The 17,132-nt window shown below is 62.1% G+C and carries 20 protein-coding genes; 10 read left to right on the top strand and 10 right to left on the bottom strand.

Features of this window, described 5'->3' with window-relative positions; translation table 11 throughout:
• The first annotated feature begins 216 nt into the window (after positions 1-216).
• On the top strand, positions 217-1,635 hold the full coding sequence (locus EA462_RS07815; RefSeq protein WP_124178010.1) for a heme o synthase: 1,419 nt from the start codon (positions 217-219) through the stop codon (positions 1,633-1,635).
• Between the two features lie 42 nt (positions 1,636-1,677).
• Here the strand turns inward: EA462_RS07815 and EA462_RS07810 are convergent, their stop codons facing one another.
• Positions 1,678-2,679, bottom strand: coding sequence for an aldo/keto reductase (locus EA462_RS07810; protein ID WP_124178009.1), 1,002 nt, complete (start codon positions 2,677-2,679; stop codon positions 1,678-1,680).
• A 193-nt stretch (positions 2,680-2,872) separates the two neighbouring features.
• On the opposite strand from EA462_RS07810, the gene EA462_RS07805 reads away from it, so the two are divergent.
• A complete protein-coding gene (locus EA462_RS07805; RefSeq protein WP_124178008.1) occupies positions 2,873-3,472 on the top strand; it encodes a TlpA family protein disulfide reductase in 600 nt (199 codons plus the stop codon).
• Positions 3,473-3,502: 30 nt separating this feature from the next.
• Here the strand turns inward: EA462_RS07805 and EA462_RS07800 are convergent, their stop codons facing one another.
• Positions 3,503-5,986 (bottom strand): DNA topoisomerase I, encoded by a 2,484-nt coding sequence (locus tag EA462_RS07800; protein WP_124178007.1) that lies wholly within the window; start codon positions 5,984-5,986, stop codon positions 3,503-3,505.
• A gap of 327 nt (positions 5,987-6,313) precedes the next feature.
• Positions 6,314-6,943, bottom strand: a complete 630-nt coding sequence (locus EA462_RS07795; protein ID WP_124178006.1) for a tRNA (cytidine(56)-2'-O)-methyltransferase — start codon at positions 6,941-6,943, stop codon at positions 6,314-6,316.
• 186 nt (positions 6,944-7,129) lie between these two features.
• Between EA462_RS07795 and EA462_RS07790 the strand changes: the two genes are divergently transcribed.
• The gene (locus EA462_RS07790; protein WP_124178005.1) at positions 7,130-8,329 is read left to right on the top strand and encodes an ATP-binding protein; all 1,200 of its coding nucleotides are present in this window, start codon (positions 7,130-7,132) and stop codon (positions 8,327-8,329) included.
• Between the two features lie 39 nt (positions 8,330-8,368).
• Here the strand turns inward: EA462_RS07790 and EA462_RS07785 are convergent, their stop codons facing one another.
• On the bottom strand, positions 8,369-8,839 hold the full coding sequence (locus EA462_RS07785; protein WP_124178004.1) for an NYN domain-containing protein: 471 nt from the start codon (positions 8,837-8,839) through the stop codon (positions 8,369-8,371).
• Positions 8,840-9,002: 163 nt separating this feature from the next.
• On the opposite strand from EA462_RS07785, the gene EA462_RS07780 reads away from it, so the two are divergent.
• The 3 genes from EA462_RS07780 (at position 9,003) to gcvH (ending at position 11,368) form a co-directional block, all read left to right on the top strand.
• Positions 9,003-9,767, top strand: coding sequence for an SDR family NAD(P)-dependent oxidoreductase (locus EA462_RS07780; RefSeq protein WP_124178003.1), 765 nt, complete (start codon positions 9,003-9,005; stop codon positions 9,765-9,767).
• A 118-nt stretch (positions 9,768-9,885) separates the two neighbouring features.
• Complete coding sequence (gene gcvT, locus EA462_RS07775) at positions 9,886-10,983, top strand: glycine cleavage system aminomethyltransferase GcvT (protein ID WP_124178002.1); 1,098 nt, start codon at positions 9,886-9,888, stop codon at positions 10,981-10,983.
• Position 10,984: 1 nt separating this feature from the next.
• Positions 10,985-11,368, top strand: coding sequence for a glycine cleavage system protein GcvH (gcvH, locus tag EA462_RS07770; protein ID WP_124178001.1), 384 nt, complete (start codon positions 10,985-10,987; stop codon positions 11,366-11,368).
• Positions 11,369-11,577: 209 nt separating this feature from the next.
• On the opposite strand, the gene EA462_RS07765 is transcribed toward gcvH, so the two are convergent.
• Complete coding sequence (locus EA462_RS07765) at positions 11,578-11,769, bottom strand: hypothetical protein (RefSeq protein ID WP_124178000.1); 192 nt, start codon at positions 11,767-11,769, stop codon at positions 11,578-11,580.
• Between the two features lie 34 nt (positions 11,770-11,803).
• On the bottom strand, positions 11,804-12,514 hold the full coding sequence (locus EA462_RS07760) for a helix-turn-helix domain-containing protein (RefSeq protein ID WP_124177999.1): 711 nt from the start codon (positions 12,512-12,514) through the stop codon (positions 11,804-11,806).
• A 131-nt stretch (positions 12,515-12,645) separates the two neighbouring features.
• Here EA462_RS07760 and EA462_RS07755 point away from each other — a divergent pair, with 131 nt between their 5' ends.
• A complete protein-coding gene (locus tag EA462_RS07755) occupies positions 12,646-13,296 on the top strand; it encodes a metal-dependent hydrolase (RefSeq protein WP_124177998.1) in 651 nt (216 codons plus the stop codon).
• Positions 13,297-13,531: 235 nt separating this feature from the next.
• Here the strand turns inward: EA462_RS07755 and EA462_RS07750 are convergent, their stop codons facing one another.
• Entirely contained in the window at positions 13,532-13,732 is a 201-nt protein-coding gene (locus EA462_RS07750; RefSeq protein ID WP_124177997.1) for a DUF7835 family putative zinc beta-ribbon protein, read from the bottom strand.
• A 326-nt stretch (positions 13,733-14,058) separates the two neighbouring features.
• On the opposite strand from EA462_RS07750, the gene EA462_RS07745 reads away from it, so the two are divergent.
• The gene (locus EA462_RS07745; protein WP_124177996.1) at positions 14,059-14,409 is read left to right on the top strand and encodes an ArsR/SmtB family transcription factor; all 351 of its coding nucleotides are present in this window, start codon (positions 14,059-14,061) and stop codon (positions 14,407-14,409) included.
• Positions 14,410-14,542: 133 nt separating this feature from the next.
• Positions 14,543-14,818, top strand: coding sequence for a DUF7521 family protein (locus EA462_RS07740; protein ID WP_124178458.1), 276 nt, complete (start codon positions 14,543-14,545; stop codon positions 14,816-14,818).
• Between the two features lie 61 nt (positions 14,819-14,879).
• On the opposite strand, the gene EA462_RS07735 is transcribed toward EA462_RS07740, so the two are convergent.
• Entirely contained in the window at positions 14,880-15,290 is a 411-nt protein-coding gene (locus EA462_RS07735; RefSeq protein WP_124177995.1) for a DUF7124 domain-containing protein, read from the bottom strand.
• Between the two features lie 469 nt (positions 15,291-15,759).
• Between EA462_RS07735 and EA462_RS07730 the strand changes: the two genes are divergently transcribed.
• Positions 15,760-16,149 carry a hypothetical protein gene (locus tag EA462_RS07730; protein ID WP_124177994.1) on the top strand — a complete coding sequence of 130 codons (390 nt, stop codon included), beginning with the start codon at positions 15,760-15,762 and terminating at the stop codon, positions 16,147-16,149.
• Between the two features lie 15 nt (positions 16,150-16,164).
• On the opposite strand, the gene EA462_RS07725 is transcribed toward EA462_RS07730, so the two are convergent.
• On the bottom strand, positions 16,165-16,311 hold the full coding sequence (locus tag EA462_RS07725; RefSeq protein WP_124177993.1) for a DUF1328 domain-containing protein: 147 nt from the start codon (positions 16,309-16,311) through the stop codon (positions 16,165-16,167).
• A gap of 91 nt (positions 16,312-16,402) precedes the next feature.
• Positions 16,403-16,804, bottom strand: coding sequence for a helix-turn-helix transcriptional regulator (locus tag EA462_RS07720; RefSeq protein ID WP_124177992.1), 402 nt, complete (start codon positions 16,802-16,804; stop codon positions 16,403-16,405).
• Positions 16,805-17,132: the final 328 nt, after the last annotated feature.

Below are 17,132 nucleotides of genomic sequence, written 5' to 3'. Positions count from 1 at the left end.
CGTTGAGTGAGCAGTCCCGCCCGCCCGAACCGGTTCGGCTCCCGAACGACGATGGGGCTCATACGGTTTGCTGTGACTTTTTACCGGGGCGACCGCGAGCCGTCCTGCGGTCGCTCCGGTAACGACTTACAGTAGACCGTATCAGAGGTTGCTCGGTGGCCGACGAAAACGGGAATCATAAATACGCCGAGTCGAAGTGTTCACACGAGAACTGCCGTGGTATCAGAGTCGTTTCCATCACCGATCGGGACGCGGCGACGCTTTTCAGGACTGCTCGCAGCGACCGCGTTGGGCGTCTATCTTCTGTTGATCGTCGGCGCGACGACCTCGCTTACGGACGCGACGTCCGCCTGTTCGACCTGGCCCACCTGTCACCTCCCCGCCGATCCGTTGAACCAGACCCAGCTCGCGATAGCCTGGGGCCATCGCATCGCCGCCGTTCTCGTCGGCCTGCTCGTCGCCGCGACCGTCGTCGCCGCCGTCCTCGGTGACGTCTCGAGGCGCGTTCGCTGGGCCATCCTCGCCGGCGGCACGCTCTACGTGGTTCAGGTCGGAATCGGCGCTGCGACCGCGACGCTCGGCCCGGCCGCGATCACGCCCGGCCTCCATCTCGGCCTCGGAATCGTGATCTTTACGTCGATCGTTCTCGCTCTCGCCTGGGATCTCGAGACCGAAACGGGAAGCGACGACGAACTGCAGACTCCGTCGCCCGCACCGATCGAAAGCGGGTCGACGGCGCAGGCCCGGTCCCTGCCCTCGAGTCGGCTCACGCGGAGACGGCTCACCGCGTTCGCGTACTTCAAGATGATGAAGCCGCGGCTGATGTGGCTGCTCTGTCTCGTCGCCGCGGCGGGGATGGCACTGGCGGCCGGTCCGGATCTGACGCCCGACGTGATCGTCGCCACGCTCGGCGGCGGCGTCCTCGCCATCGGCGCGTCCGGAACGTTCAACCACGTTCTCGAGCGCGACGTCGATCAGCGGATGTCGCGGACGGCCGATCGGCCGCTTGCAACCGAACTGGTTCCCGTCCGCAACGCGATCGCCTTCGGTGGACTGTTGACGGTCGCCTCGCTTTCCGTCTTCCTGACGATCAATACGCTCGCGGCCGCCCTCGGTCTCGCCGCGATCTTGTTCTACAGCGTCGTCTACACGCTGTTGCTCAAACCCAATACGGTCCAGAACACCGTCATCGGAGGTGCCGCCGGCGCGCTGCCGGCGCTCATCGGCTGGGCCGCCGTGACGAACGAGATCGGAATGCCCGCACTCGCACTCGCAGGCGTCATCTTCCTGTGGACGCCGGCGCACTTTTACAACCTCGCACTCGCCTATCAGGACGACTACGCTCGCGGCGGGTTTCCGATGATGCCGGTCGTCCGCGGCGAGACCGAGACGCGAAAACACATCGTCTACTACATCGCCGCGACGCTCGTCGGAACCGTTGGTCTCGCGTGGATCACCGATCTGGGCGTGCTCTATGCGGCGACGGTCGCGATCTTCGGCGGGATCTTCCTCTGGACCGCCGTTACCCTTCACTTCGAACAGACCGAGTCCGCGGCGTTCCGCTCGTTTCACGCGTCGAATGCGTTCCTCGGAGCGATCCTGATCGTGATCGTCGTCGATGCGCTGGTTCTGTGACGGGCCGCGCGGTCAACCGGAACGACGCGCCGTCGTGATCCGCTACTGTTCTCCGTCCCCTCGAGCCGAACCGATGCGCTCGAACTGGTCGTCCGTCAGGCCGACGTCGACGGCACCGACGTTCTCTGCGAGTTGATCGGGAGTTCGGGCACCGACGATCGGAACGCAGGTAAATCGTTCCTGGTCCATCAACCAGCGAAGCGATACCTGTGCTGGCGTCGCATCGACCTCGCTGGCGACGGATTGGACCTCATCGAGGACGTCCCAGGCCTGCTCGGTCGCATACCAGTCGTCGAACACGTCGTCGAGGCTCCCCCGCGAGCCGTCCGGCGCTTCGACGGAACCGTCCGGCGCGCGGTCGTATTTCCCGGTCAGGAAACCGCCGGCCAGCGGCGAGTACGGACAGACCGCGAGGTTCTGGTCGGCACAGACGTCGAGATACTCAGCGACCGCGTCGTACTCGGCCGCGTTGACCATCGGCTGGGTGACGTCGAAGCGCTCGAGTCCCTCAACGTCGCTTTGCCACAGCGCCTTCGCGAGCTGCCAGGCCGCCATCGAACTCGCGCCGAGGTGGTGAACTTTCCCCTCCTCGACGAGCCCGGTCAGAGTTCGAAGCGTCTCGCGGATGGGGGTGTCCTCGTCCCATCGGTGGATGTAGTAGACGTCGAGGTAGTCCGTGCCGAGTCGCTCGAGAGTTCCGTCGATCTGTCTGCGGATGTGCTTGCGACCGAGTCCCGAGTCGTTCGGTCGGGGGTCACCCCAGCCGTCGAAGGGGAAGTAGACCTTCGAGGCGAGCACGAAATCCTCGCGGTCGTACTCTTCGAGCCACTCGCCGATCCACGTCTCGCTGGTACCGTCGGGGTCGCCGTAGACGTTCGCCGTGTCGATGAAGTTGATCCCGCTGTCCCAGCAGGCGTCGAGCAGGTCGTGTGCCTCCTCGCGATCGGTTTCGACGACGCCGCCGGTGTTTCGGCCGAATCGCCAGGTGCCATAACAGAGCGTGGAGACCGTGGTACCAGTATTTCCGAGCGTGGTGTACTCCATACTAAACGGTGTGGATCCGAGAAATAAAACAGATGCGAAAGCGGAGGTTCGCCGACAGAGACGGCGACGGCGGACGTGACTACTCGGATCGAAAGTCGACTGCGGATGATTCCTGCTCGGACGTGACCCGTGCTGTCTGCTCTGGCGGAGTGTCCGTCACGTTTAGTATCGCACCGATCGAACGGTAGACGTAGTGAATCGACGCGAACTGGTCGCCGGAATCGGGAGTGTTGTCCTTCTCGCCGGCGCAGGTGGAGTCATGTGGCGTGGGCTTCCCGCATTTGCCGATCCAGCGGATGGATCGTCGGACCTCGAGGATGCGGAAAATCAGGAGAAAAGCGGCGAAACGGACGGCTCGCTCGAGGTCCCGACGATCGACGCGAACGGGAGCGAGGCGGGGGCGCTCACCGTGCCGGACCGTCGCGCGACCGTCGCCACGTTCTTTGTCACCGGCTGTGGCCAGTGCCAGGCACAGATGCCGCGACTCGCGGAGGCGCATTCGACGCTCGAGGAGCGCCACGGAGACGACGTCGCCGTCCTCTCGGTCACGTACCAGACGCCGGAGACGATGCCCGAGAACGAACTCCGGGAGTGGTGGGCCGACCTCGGCGGCAACTGGTCCGTCGGTTACGACCCGAGTCCCAGCCTCGCGGCGACGTACGGTGCCGTTGGCTACCCCGTCACCATCGTCGTCGACGAAAACGGCGAGAAACACTGGCACGAAAACGGCGTCCAGAGAGCCAACCGAATCGTTCGAGCCGCCGAATCCGTTCTCGAGGCAGGTGGCGACTAGACGCTCGCCATCGAGTTCGAGTGGGTGTCGTCAGGCTTCGACCTGCCAGTTTCGGATGCGATCGGCACTGATTCCCTCGACCGACGCCGCGACGTCGTCCGGGTCGGCGTCGGTCAGGTCTTCGATGCTGTCGATGCCCGCATTCGAGAGCTTCTCGACGGTCTTCGCGCCGACCCCATCCAGTGCCTCGAGGTCGGAGCCGGTTTCGCTCTCTCGAGCCTGAAACTCCTGGTAGTTACAGATCGGACAGCCGAGTTCCCAGGGCTCGTCGCCGCTGTGGATGACGAGTTCGGGAAGTTCGTGTTCGTCGCAGTGGGAATCGGTGACTTCGATCTCGCCGCGGCGGGGAAGCGGAAGGGAGTACTCACAGTCGGGATAGCGGGTGCAGCCGACCAGCCGTGAGCCGCTTTGAAGGGTCTTGATTGCGAGCTCGCCACCCTCGTCGCCGCAGTCGGGGCAGTCCCCCAGGATTGGTCCCTCGCCGGCCTCTTCGGCCGTACAGAGTGGGCAGCCGTGGACGAACGTCTGTCTGCCAGCGAGCATCTTCACCTCGTTCAGGCCGTGGTCGTCGCACTCCTGTTCTAGAATCAACGGCTTTCCAGTCGAGGGGAGCGGGAGCGTGTTCTCGCAGTCGGGATAACCGTCACAGCCGATGAAGTACGAGCCGTGGCGGCTCCGGCGAACGAGCAGGTCCTCGCCACAGTCGGGGCAGGGACCGAGACGCTTGTCGTCTTTGAGCGACTTTCGGAGGTGCGCTCCGATCTCGTCGCGCGAGTCGGCCAGGCTCGCGAAGATCTCCTCTAACATCTCGCGCGATTCGGCGGTGACGTCCTCGAGTCCCGCCTCGCCCGAGGCGATGGCGTCCATGTCGGCTTCGAGCTGTGCGGTCATCTCCTCGGAGACGACGCGGTCGGCGTAGTTCTCGGCTGCCTCGACGACGGCCACGGCGAGTCTGGTCGGACGGGGTGGATCGCTCTCGATGTAGCCGCGATCGTAGAGCTTCTGGATCGTTTCGTGGCGCGTACTCTTGGTGCCGATCCCCATCTTTTCCATCGTCTCGATCAGCCGAGACTGACCGTACCGGCGTGGCGGCTGGGTCTCTTTTTCCTCGAGTTCGACGTTCGAAAGCGACAGCGTCTCGCCTTCTTCGACGTCGGGGACGTAGTTCTCGGTGGTGCTGAAATAGGGATAGACGTCGTGATAGCCGGACTCGACCAGTCGCTTGCCGTTGGCCTTGAGCCGACAGTCCGCGACCGATGCGACGACCTTGAGGTGCTCCCAGACGGCCGCATCGGCGACCGTCGCGTAGAAGCGCCGCACGACGAGTTCGAACACCTCCCACTCGTCGTCGGAGACGTCCCCGCGTGCCGGGATCTCGCCGGTCGGATGAATCGGCGGGTGATCCGTCGTCTCCTCGTCGCCCCGCGTCGGGCTGATCTCGTCGGCCTCGAGAAGCGATTCGGCCGACTCACCGAGCGTCGGGTGGCCGACGAACTCGTCGAGCAAGTCCTCGGGCTCGAGGTCGTCCGGATACACGGTGTTGTCGGTCCGTGGATACGTGATGTAGCCGGTCGTGTAGAGGTCCTCCGCAATCGACATCGCTCGCTTTGCGGAGTACCCCAGCGAGCCCGCGGCGCGGATGAACTGCGTCGTGTTGAACGGCGTCGGCGGGGTGTCCGTCCGGGTTCGTCGGGTGACGTCGACGGCCGTCGCCGCGTCGTGACTCGAGAGCGTGTCGTAGACCTCCTCGGCGGTCGCTTCGTCCCAGACGCGCTCGGCCTCGTTGTCGTCCTCGTCTCGATAGAAGTACTGGGACTCGAAGGCGTCGTCCTCGTCCGCTTTCTGGAGATCACCGAACAGTTCCCAGTACTCCTCGGGATCGAACGCCTCGATCTCGCGTTCGCGGTCGACGATGAGTTTGAGCGTGGGTGACTGGACCCGACCGACGGAGATGAAGTCGTTACCGAGTTGGCCGGACGAAAGGGAGAGGAATCGCGTGAGTGCAGCGCCCCAGACGAGATCGATGATCTGGCGGGCCTCGCCCGCCGCCGCGAGATCGAAATCGAGTTCGTCGGGTTCGTCGAACGCGCTCTGAACTTCGTTCTCCGTGATCGAGGAGAACCGGACGCGACGAATCGGAACGTCCTCGTTCGCGTCGCGAACGATCTCGTAGGCTTCCTTGCCGATGAGTTCGCCCTCGCGGTCGTAGTCCGTCGCGATCGTCGCTCGAGTCGCTTTCCGGGCGAGGATCCGGAGCGTCGCGACGATGTTCTCTTTCGTCGCGGTCTTTTCGATCCGCGCGTCGATGAGCTCGACCGGCTCGACGTCGCGCCAATCGGAGTACTCCGCGGGGAAGTCGACGCCGACGACGTGGCCCGACAGCCCCACGCACCGTTTGCCGCCCCACTCGTAGACGTTGACGCCGTTTTCTCGGCTCGAGTCGAACGTGCCGCCACTCAGAATGTCAGCGATCCGTCGCGCCGCGTTGTCCTTCTCGGTGATGATCAGTTCCACCGTGGCTCACCTCCACGGTCTCGAGTCACCAGTGGCGAGATGGACGAACCAATATCCTGCATCGTCGGCCGCTACGACTGACGTTCTGATAACGCTTTCGCCAAAACCGGACGACAGCGCGGATGTGCGTGCGTACGACGGGTACGCGACCGCCCGGACACGACCGGAAAAAGCGGTCCGCTGACGATCCAGATCGCGGTCCGCGAACGATCCGTATCCGGACAGAATCGGAGAGCGAGAGTCGTCTTGACCCGAATCCAGCAGTCGAGGGGGGACCGCGCAGAACTCGAGGATCGAGGGACGGGAAAAATGAGTTGTCGACGTGCGTTACCCGTCCGTTCGGTTCGCGGTGTGGTCGTCATCCGCGGCGTGATCGTCGCTCCCGCTGTCGTCGTCATTCGCGGCACGTTCGCCGTCTTCCGCCGGTTCCACGCGCTTTCCGGTCTCCATCGGAACGACCCGGCGGTCCGCGCCTTCCCACTCGCGATCGAGTTCAGCGCCCTCGAACAACCGATCGAGAAAGACGGCCAGGCCGGCGACCTCCGAGTGAGGCTGGTTGGTGACGCCGACGTTCCAGTCTGCGGCCTCATAGACGTCGAACGAGACTTTTTCGGAGCCGACGACGACCAACAGCGCCTCGCCGACGGTTCGGTGGGCGTCCCGAACGTCGGACTCGACTTTCTGGACACGCTCGCCGTACATCGTCAGGTGGACTACCCGTCCCTCCCACTCGCGGATAACCGCCTTTGGAGAGCCGGTCAGTTCGGCCTCGAAGGGGCCGCCGAACCGATCGGTGATGTCGACCACCGTCTCGAGGGACTGGCCGGCGTTATCGGGGAGGAGCACGCGGTCTGCGCCCAGCGCTCGAGCGGTCAGCCCGACGTGGGTCGTCATCCGTTCGTCGCGTCCGGGCCGGTGGCCGAGTCGGAGGACGGCGACCTCTGGTTCGTCGTTCATGCCCGAATCCAGTCGTGGACGGGGTTAGGGGGTTTCGCTTTCCGCGGGCTCGCTCGGGAGGTGACGGCGTCGAGACACGCGAATGCGATGGAACCGGACGGATAGACAGTAGCAGTCGAACGGGTACTAACACTCGAAACGGTATCACGCGAAACGGTTATTGGTCGCACTCACGCATAGGCTACGATGGCGCAGACGAACCGCTTCGGATCCGTAATCGACGGTCGGACCGTAATCTTCGTCCTCGGTGTATTCTACATCGTAGTCGCGGTCGTCTGGGGATTCCGACAGCTCCCGACCGCGACGCCACACTCTAGCGTCCTCGTCATTTCCGCCTTTATCGGCGGCTCCGGAGCCGTGTTGTGTCTCGGTGGATACCGATTGTCCCGGACGGATATTGACCGGCGGTTTTACGCGACTATCGCTCGGTGGTGTCTCGGCGGGATCGTCGTGATGAGCCTCATCCTCGTTCTCTATCACGTTCAGCCGACCGTCGAACTCTCCGATCCCGTTCGATCCGTCTCGATCCTGACCGGGTTCAGCAGCGTCGCTGGCTTCGGCGTCGGCGTCTACGATGCGAAAGCCAACACGCGTGCACTCGAACTCGAGCGCCAGAATCGGAGGCTAGAGAAGACGCGGGAGGAACTTTCGGCGTCGAACGAGCGCCTAGAGCAGTTCGCCTCGGCAGCGTCGCACGATCTACAGGAACCGCTCCGGATGGTTTCGCGCTACCTTCACCTCATCGAGAACCGCTACCGTGACGATCTCGACGAAGACGGCGAAGAGTTCCTCGAGTACGCGATCGACGGCGCTGAACGGATGACGAGGATGATCGACGCACTTCTCGAGTATTCTCGGGTCGATACGCGGGGAGAGGAGTTCGAACCGGTCGATCTCTCCGAGGTCGTTTCGGACGTTCGCGAGGATATGGTCGTCCGGATCGAAGAGACCGGTGCCCAGATCGCCGTCGACGAGTTGCCACGCGTCGACGGGGATCGGAGCCAACTGCGCCAACTCTTCCAGAACCTCCTGTCGAACGCGATGGAATACAGCGGAGACGACCGACCCAGAATCGAGATCAGCGCCGAGCGAGAACGGACCGACGACCCCAGCGGTGACCGGTGGATCCTCTCGGTTCGGGACCACGGGATCGGCATCGACCCGGCCGACCAGGAGCGGATATTCGAGGTTTTCCAGCGACTCCACAGCCACGAGGAACACCCCGGTACCGGGATCGGACTCGCACTCTGTAGCCGCATCGTCGAGCGTCACGGCGGTGAAATCTGGATCGACTCAGCCCTCGGTCGTGGCACGACCGTATCGTTTTCGTTATCGGCGGTGAGCCGCCACCGCTCCGTGAGTGGATCACCGTCACAGCCGCCGTGAACGCGGCCCCGAACGTTGTGAATCGGCTCCAAGAGCGTACTACGTTTCGATCGTCACCGCTCGATCCGCCGCGTTCTGCAGCGCGTCCGAGCGACCGTAGGTACCCGGTGCGATGGCGATCGTCTCGACGCCGACGGTGCCGGCGTACTCGAGGACGGGTTTGAAATCCGTATCCCGGGAGGCGATCGCGAGGCTGTCGATCGTACCGTCGCCGGTCAGCGCCGTGGCGTCGACAGCGAGTTTCACGTCGACGTCGCCGCTGGTGACGATCACTTCGAAGCCGCGCGCCTCTGCCGCCTGGATGAGTCCTGGCGTCGCGTGTTCGTCGAGATAGAGCCGGATGACGCCGACCCGTCCGAGATCGCGCGCGGCGTCTCGGAGATCGTCGAGGTCGACGTCGAACTCCTCGCGGAGGACGTTCGGGCCGTCGACGAAGAGACCGACGCCGCGGTCGCGGGCCGTCGTCTCGCTCGAGTCGGGGGCCAAAATCGCGCGAACGCGGTCGAACATGGGCGTCCTTTCCGGAGGGGACAGATAGGTGTGACGAAACGGCCGTTCACGGTGGCGAACGGACTCGCGAACGTGCGATCGGTCGGATATCGGTCTCGAACTGTGGCACGAGGTCCTGCGTTTTTGGCCCGCGACGACGTGTAGTTCCACGGAGGTTCCACAGATGACACGATTCGACGGAACGACGGCGATCGTCACCGGCGGCGGATCCGGTATCGGAGAACACACGGCTCGAACGCTCGCAACGGACGGCGCGAACGTCGTGATCGCGGATGTCGACAGCGAGAACGGCGAGGCGACAACAGCGGAGATCGTCGACGAGACCGACTCGGATGCGACGTTCGTCGACGTCGACGTCACGAACGACGACGATGTCGAGGGAATGGTCGAGACCGCACTCGAGGAGTACGGTGGCCTCGATATCGCCGTGAACAACGCCGGTATCGGGAGTAAACTCGAGCCGACGGCTGCGGTGTCCGAATCCGACTGGCAGCGAACGATCGACGTCAACCTCACCGGAGTCTGGCGCTGTCTCCGTTCCGAAATCGATGCGATGGTCGAGGATGACGGCGGAGCGATCGTCAACACCGCCTCGATCCTCGGTCGGGTCGGCACACAGGGTGCGCCCGCATACACCGCCTCGAAACACGGCGTCCTCGGGCTGACGAAAGTCGCCGCACTCGACTACGCGAGCGAGGACATCCGGGTCAACGCGGTCTGCCCGGGATACATCGACACGCCGATGCTCGAGGAAGCGGGGCTCTACGAGGACGAAGCGACCGTCGAACAGCTTCGAGAACTCCATCCGCAGGGACGCCTCGGTGAGCCACAGGAGATCGCTGACGCGATCGCGTGGCTTTGCTCGGACGAAGCTTCGTTCGCGACCGGCGAGGCGATGGCGATCGACGGCGGCTATCTGAGCCGCTGACGACAGAGGATCGACGGCGCGCCGTTGTGGAGTTCGAAGTTCGGTCAGCGCGTTCGGGACCGTCTCGAGCAGGGAGCCGACGAAAAGACATTACTACGTCGGAGGTGTCCACCAGACTATGCCGATTCAGACGCCGCCGTTGCGCGCGGTCCACGACGAGCGTGGAGCGAAGTTCACGGCGTTCGGCGGCTGGGACATGCCGGTCGAGTTCGACTCGATCCGAACGGAACACGCCGCCGTTCGAGAGAATGCGGGTCGATTCGACGTCTCGCACATGGGCCAGATTCACGTCACTGGCCCGGATTCGACGACGCTGATGCAACGGCTCACCACGAACGACGTCGCCCGACTCGAGGTCGGGGACGCTCAGTACGCCACGATCACCGACGAGGACGGGATCATCGTCGACGACACCGTCGTCTATCGGCTCCCCGACGAAACCGGAGACGCGACGTACCTCTTCGTCCCGAACGCCGGCACCGACGAAGCGACCCACGAGCGCTGGCTCGCGTATCGAAACGAGTGGGATCTCGAGGCGACCGTGGACAACTGCACCGACGAGTACGCGATGTTCGCCCTCCAGGGGCCGGCGACGCCGGATCTCGTCGACGAGGAGACCGAGGGGTCAGTCACCGAACTCGCGCGGTTCGAAGCGAAATACGCCGAGATAGACGGGATCGAGTGCTGGACGGCCCGGACGGGGTACACCGGCGAGGACGGCTTCGAGCTCTTCGTTCCCTGGAACGAGGCGGAGCGGATCTGGTCGGCGTTCGATTGCCAGCCCTGCGGGCTCGGTGCCCGCAACACGCTGCGGATCGAGGCGGGTTTCTTGCTTGCGGGTCAGGATTTCGATCGCGAGTCGAACCCCCGGACTCCCTACGAAGCCGGCGTCGGATTCACCGTTGCGCTCGAGACCGAGTTCGTGGGCAGGGACGCACTGGCACGCATCTCCGAAGAGGACCTCGACGAACGACTCGTCGGCTTGCAGTTGATCGATCCTGGAATCCCGCGTCACGGCTACGACATCACGAGCACGGAGGGGCGAGTCGTCGGGACCGTTACCAGCGGAACGATGAGCCCGACGCTCGAGCGGGCGATCGGTCTCGGCTACGTGCCGACGGCGTACGCAGAGCCCGGAACGACCGTACACGTCGTCGTCCGTGGCCGATCGAAAAAGGCAAGAGTTGAAACGATGCCGTTCATCGACACAGTATAACATGAGCTTCGACGTTCCTGAAGACAGACGGTACCTGGGATCGCACGAGTGGGCACACGAGACGGGCGACGTCGTCCGTATCGGTATCACGGACTTCGCCCAGGACGAACTGGGCGACGTGGTGTTCGTCGAACTGCCGGACGACGGCGACGCTCTCACGCAAGGCGACGAGTTCGGCATCGTCGAGTCGATCAAGGCCGTCTCGGATCTCTATGCGCCGATCAGCGGCGACGTCGTCGCTGTCAACGACGCGCTGTTCGACACTCCCGAACTCGTCAACGAAGATCCCCTTGGCGACGGCTGGATGATCGAGATCGAACCCAACGACGACGCGGAGCTCGAGGGGCTACTGTCGGCCGAAGAGTACGACGATCAGATCGCCTGATCCGTACCGAAGACTGCTCGTGATGCGTATCGAACCCGTGGTTGCGTCGGCGTTCTCGGTGGCTGGTTGCTGACTGATGCCGGCCCCCGTTCTCGTGTTCGCGGGATTCACCGGGAGCGTCCGCCGACACTCCTCAACGCTTGGGAATCGTCGGCTGTGTTGCAGTATCTTGTCGGTTTTTGCACGATACTGTTCGTTTTCCGGGTCGCTCACGTCGAGCGTGACCGGTTCAGAATCACCAGCAACGAGCCGGCGGTTGCGACCGTTCCGATTGCCCACGCGAGCCAGAGAGACGGGTTCGCGACCGCGTACACCGGGTAGATCGTCGCGGTGAAGACGACGACCAGCACCGCCGTCCACCGTTCCGATCGGGTTAGGCGACCAACGAGTTCCGGGCTCATCCGCCGCCACTCTCGGTAGGAGGAGTCATCCGCGTCACTCGAGCGTGACCAGTCGCTCGAGAACGTCCTCGAGCGGGGCGGTCGTAACGCCGAGCGAGTAGCCGTCGATCCGGGCGAGATCGCGTGCGTGATCCCACAGTTCGTCCTCTTCGATTCCGTGGAGGATGACGGCGTTCGGTGTCGGATTGACGACCCGGAGCGCGATGCCGACACCTTCGCCCCGAGTAACGTTGGTGAACACCAGCACGCGGTTCGTACTCTGTCCGTAGAGACGAAAGAACTCCTCGCTCGAGAGTCGGGTGATCGCCTCGATGCTGTCGACGACGGTGTGGCCGCTGATCCGATCCGTACTCCCTGGTGCGATCTGGGTGGCCTCGAGTTCGTCGTACAGCCGAGAGACGGGAATCGACGTCGCGTACTCGCGGAGATCGAGAACGACGTCGCTGTCGAATCCGGCCGAGAGTACGCGACCGTACTGGCGAATGCGATCGCCGCCGCGCCGTTCGTCGATCTCGAGCAATCCGAAGACGAGCCGTCCGACGACGCCGATTCCGGGACTCTCCCGTCGGCCACTCTCGTAATCGGATATCACCGACGAGGAGACGTCGAGTTCCGACGCCAGATCAGTTTGAGAGATATCGAAGTCGGTTCGCCACTTTCGTAACGTGGCTCCGGGGTCGTTGCTCAGCGTAATCTCGCCAGCGATCTTCTCCGCGAGTTCCCGTTTCGGTCCACGTCCGCCCATGTGCGACGGATCACACGGTCACCTCAAGTAGCTACCGGAGCGTCACAACTCGGGACGGACGGCCCGAGAGCGACGAAAAACGGCGAGAGTTCGGGGTAACAATCAAGCGATCTCGATTCGAGACGGAGGACATGCCATCGACAGTCGTCCACGTTGCGATCGCCGGGATGATGGGTGTTGCGCTGCTCGGAAACCGATTCGACACGAAAGCGATCCTCATCGTCATGGGCGCAACGGCCCTGATCGATCTCGATACGCTGATCGGGATCTACGTCCCGGGAACTCACCGAGCGGCGTTGCACAACGTCTGGATCGTCGTGATCCCGGCCGTCGTGTTGGCGTGGGACGTCAAACTCCGCGAGCGATCGTTCGTTCTCGAGCGCTGGGGTGCGTACGGCTATCGAGTCGCGTGGGTGACGCTCGTCACCGTCCTGTTCGCTCACATCCTCCTCGATGCGTTCTTCAACGGCGTCAATCTCTTCTGGCCCGTCCACGACCGGTTCTACGATCTCTCTGGTAAGCTGGTCGTTACGGATCAGCGCGGACTCGTCCAGACGTTCGTCGAGATCGACTCGAGTACCGGTGCGGTCGACGAGTCGACCACTCGCGGGACGACGGAGGATATGCATTATTCGACGGGATTCGATCCAACCCGGGAGGAGCCACCGGCGGACGTCGAGCGGATCTTTCCGATCGCTGGGACTGGAGAGCGGTTCGTGCTTACGATCGCGGGATTCACGACGGTCCTGTTTCGGATCGTCGAAGACCGCCGGAGCGAGTAGTCGGTTACCGATAGTTGCCGTCGAAACGAGTCGCGGACGACTCGATCCCGGTGGAGAAAGCAGCATCCCGACTCGAGCGGACTCCAGTCCATTAGTTTCAGCGGATCCGCGGCCGTCCGCGATTGTACCACCACGTCGGCACAGTGGACCGTCTCATACGGTCTGTTGCGACGATTTATCGGTGCAACCGTAGGATGGTCGCGGTTGCACCGGTAACGACTCACAACGGTCCGTATCAGGCGTTGTTCATTCGCTGGCTGTCGCGATTCCCACAGCGAAGACACTCCCGGACCCGGTAGGGCTCTCTCGAGTACCGTGCGTTTTTCCCTTCGCCACCCTCCGTAACGAGTTGAACGCTAACGTCGTGTAAGGTGTCTCTCTCACACACCTCACACGGTTCGGTCATCCCGTTTGAGACGTCATTAGTCGTTGCCATACGTCCCGCACACACCAATAACACATATATCGTCGAGATTGACTTCAACTCTCGATAATTGATATATAAAGGTATTTTCTCGCCGTGAGAAAGCCACAACGGCCAACATGTTCGACAGCCAGGAGAGATGTATCGTCATTTCCGACGCATAACGGGGATCAATACCGGACGAGCGAGTTGATCTTCGAGACCCGTACCAGTTCGATCGACGGGAGCCGGTTTCGTCAACCGAGTTGGAATAGCGACGATCCGTGGAAATTGAAAGGCAGCGAAGCTATTCCTTCAACCCAGAAACCTTTTGCTTGAGAGGTTCTGTTCACTTATACATGGATGATGAGGTCCCAATCGAAGAGATCCTCAACACGATCGGGGACGAACACGCTCGGACCGTCCTCGCATCGATCAGTCGGGAACCGGGGTCGGCAAAGGAACTAGCCGAGCGACTCGATCTCTCCCAACCGACGATCTATCGACGAATCGATCTCCTTCAGGAGTACGACCTCATCAAAGAACGCACGCTCGTCGCGGACGATGGCAACCACTACAACGAGTATACGAGTAATTTCAACAGCACGGTCATTTCCCTGGAAGGCGACGAGTACGACGTTCGTATCTTTCGAGAAGAAAACTTACCGGACCGATTCTCACGGCTCTGGGACGACCTGGGTGTGAACTAACCGAGAATGAGCGAGAACGAATCTGCGGGGAGCGTCGATCTGTCTGCGTCCGGCCCAGAGAACAATCTCTGGATATCGGCCTCGAGCGGAGGTGAGCGCGGTGAGTGAGCTCGTCGAAACCGTCCTGTCGTTGATGCAGAGCGAACTGGCAGACGCGCTCCTCATGGTGATGCAGATGGCGGTCTTCGCGCTCGCGCTGGGCCTGACGCTCATCAGTTTCCAGTCCTACCGAACGAATCCGTCCAAACGCCTCGAGTCCGCGTTCATCGGGTTCGCCTTTCTCAGCATGGGTGTCGCCGTGACGACGATCGTATCACAGATTTCGACGTCGTTGACCGTCTTTTACATCGTAGAGACGATTCCGTTCATCGTCGGCTTCGGGATGCTTTACCTATCGCTGTATAGATAGAATGGGATAGTTGACGATACGAACTGCCGTTCGAAGCGGTGGCTGTCGTGTGACTCGGTCACTACGGCCAGTCGTCCCGAACCGGGTCGCTGTCTTCGTCCTCGGAGTCGACGCTCGTCGCCAGCACCCAGTCTGCGGACTCGGCGGCGTCCTCGATGCCGAGGTACTCCCAGCCGACGTCCTCTGCCAGGTCGCTGTCGTCTTCTCCGGCCCCGATAAAGACGTACCGCTCGGTATCGAACTGATCTTTAACGCCCTCGAGGCTCTCGGCTTTGCCCCGCGGACCGGAGAAGAAATCCTGTCGGATCCGGTTTTTCCTGGTGAAGTTCGTTACGACGTAGGTCGGTTTTTCAGAAACGACTCCGATGTACTCACTCCAGCCTCTGGCGTCTTCGAAGACGCTTTCTGGTGAGGCGAGTTCCGTCAGCGCCTCGAGCTCGAACGCCAGGGTCATGTCGCTACCGCCGTTCATACGTCTGCGGACGACCGCACCGGGGAAAACGGCTTCGATACGGCGAGTCCATCGTGGCCCCTCAACTCGAGACCGTCACGACGGTCAGTATCGATCGATACGGTAGTAGCCGGTAAAGACGATTACGTCGGCCTCTTCGAGTTCACAGTCGCCCGAAACCGGTTGTGATCACCATCGAGTAAGGAAAAAACGTCGTCAACGTGGCGGGCTCGAGCTGATCGACACGCTTGATCCGTCGCTCTCCGTCGGCGGCGCCGATCCGTCGAGCGCTCAATGACCGGTCGATCATCTCACTGGCCGAGCGGTCGATCGATGGCCCAAATATTGGTACCACTAACATAGCTGTACTTAATGTTTGGTCTCAAGGAGTAAGACGATCGAATCGGCCCTCGAGAGTCTGATCTCCGATGAACTATCTATATTATTGGATATCCTAATTACTATTGGTGTGGGGTCATCTTATCGTACTATGACCATCGAACGGGTACGAGACACGAAACACGTTATCGAACGGTGGGACGACATTTTCACTGCACTCTCGGCCGAGCCACGACGACAGCTCATCGTGACGCTGATGAACGCACCGGCGGGTCGACGCGTTCTTCTCCCCGACGCCGCGACCACCGCGGCCGACTCGTTCGATCTCGAGCAGCTTCGGATTCAACTCATCCACCATCACCTCCCGATGCTTGCCGAGTGCGGCTTTGTCGACTGGTCGACCGATCCGTTCTGTGCCCAACGTGGCGTTCGATTCGTCGAGGTAGCGACGATTTTCACCGCTCTCGAGGCTCGCATCGACGAGATCCCCGACCAGCTTATCGACGGATACCAGCGGTTCGAGGAGAAACGAAACGATTGAACCCGTCCCATCCGTCTACAGAACGAACGAAATGACCGCGAGGACGAGAAACAGTAATACGAGCCATTTCGCGATAGACATCGTCAGTCCGGCCACACCGGTTGCTCCGAGTGCACCCGCGATGATTGCGATCACGACGAACAACAGGGCAAGTTCGAGCATAGGTTTCGTAACGGTGGCCCGCCTGGAATCGGTTCGGCAGTCGTATGCCGGCCGGATACCTGAAGTCCGTTTTCGTCATTGAGGCGGTGACTCATTCGTTGAGATGTGATCGGTAGCCCTTCGGCTCGAACCCACGGCGGCAGATCACTCGCTTCCGGCCGACGGTAATCGCACTGATTTGTCCGTCGTCTTCCATCCGATCGATTACGTTCTCGAGGTGATCTCCGCGCCAGTCCGTTTCCTCTCGAAGCGTCGTTTCGTCGATTCGACCGCCCCGTTTGACTAGCAGTCGGAGGACCTTATCCTCGTCGGGAAGGTCGCGTTCGTCCACGCCGTACTCGATCTGCTCGGCATAGCTCAGCGTTCTGTCGCTCGATTCGCCCCGTTCGGATTCCCGTTCCGTCTCTGCTGTGGACTCCTCGGACGTGACCTTTCCGGCCGACGAACCTGGCCACAGAGACGAGAGACGGGTCCAGAGTGTACTGAATACCATAATCGATCAGATCACCTGTTGGGTGACTGCTTGGCTGCTGTTGGGTTGTCATACTGTACTCTCATGTATATCTTTGCCGCCGCTAATCGGCTCATGACTTTGTTGATGCTTCCGCCGTGGAAGGGCAGTCGCCTTGCGAGCCGCAAGTTGCTTATCCATCATCGAGACGATATATCTACAGGGACGTTCTCGGCCGACAACAACAATCCGACCGTGAGCGGATACCCTCGTCTGGACGGTGACAATTCGACTACGCGATCACTTCCAGGGTAGAAATCGCCCCGGATCGAGACGGTCGTTCGAGATGCGTTCGGATCGCTCACACCGG

Source organism: Natrarchaeobius halalkaliphilus (assembly GCF_003841485.1).
Taxonomy (GTDB): Archaea; Halobacteriota; Halobacteria; order Halobacteriales; family Natrialbaceae; genus Natrarchaeobius; species Natrarchaeobius halalkaliphilus.
This window is presented reverse-complemented; position numbering and strand designations above follow the sequence as displayed.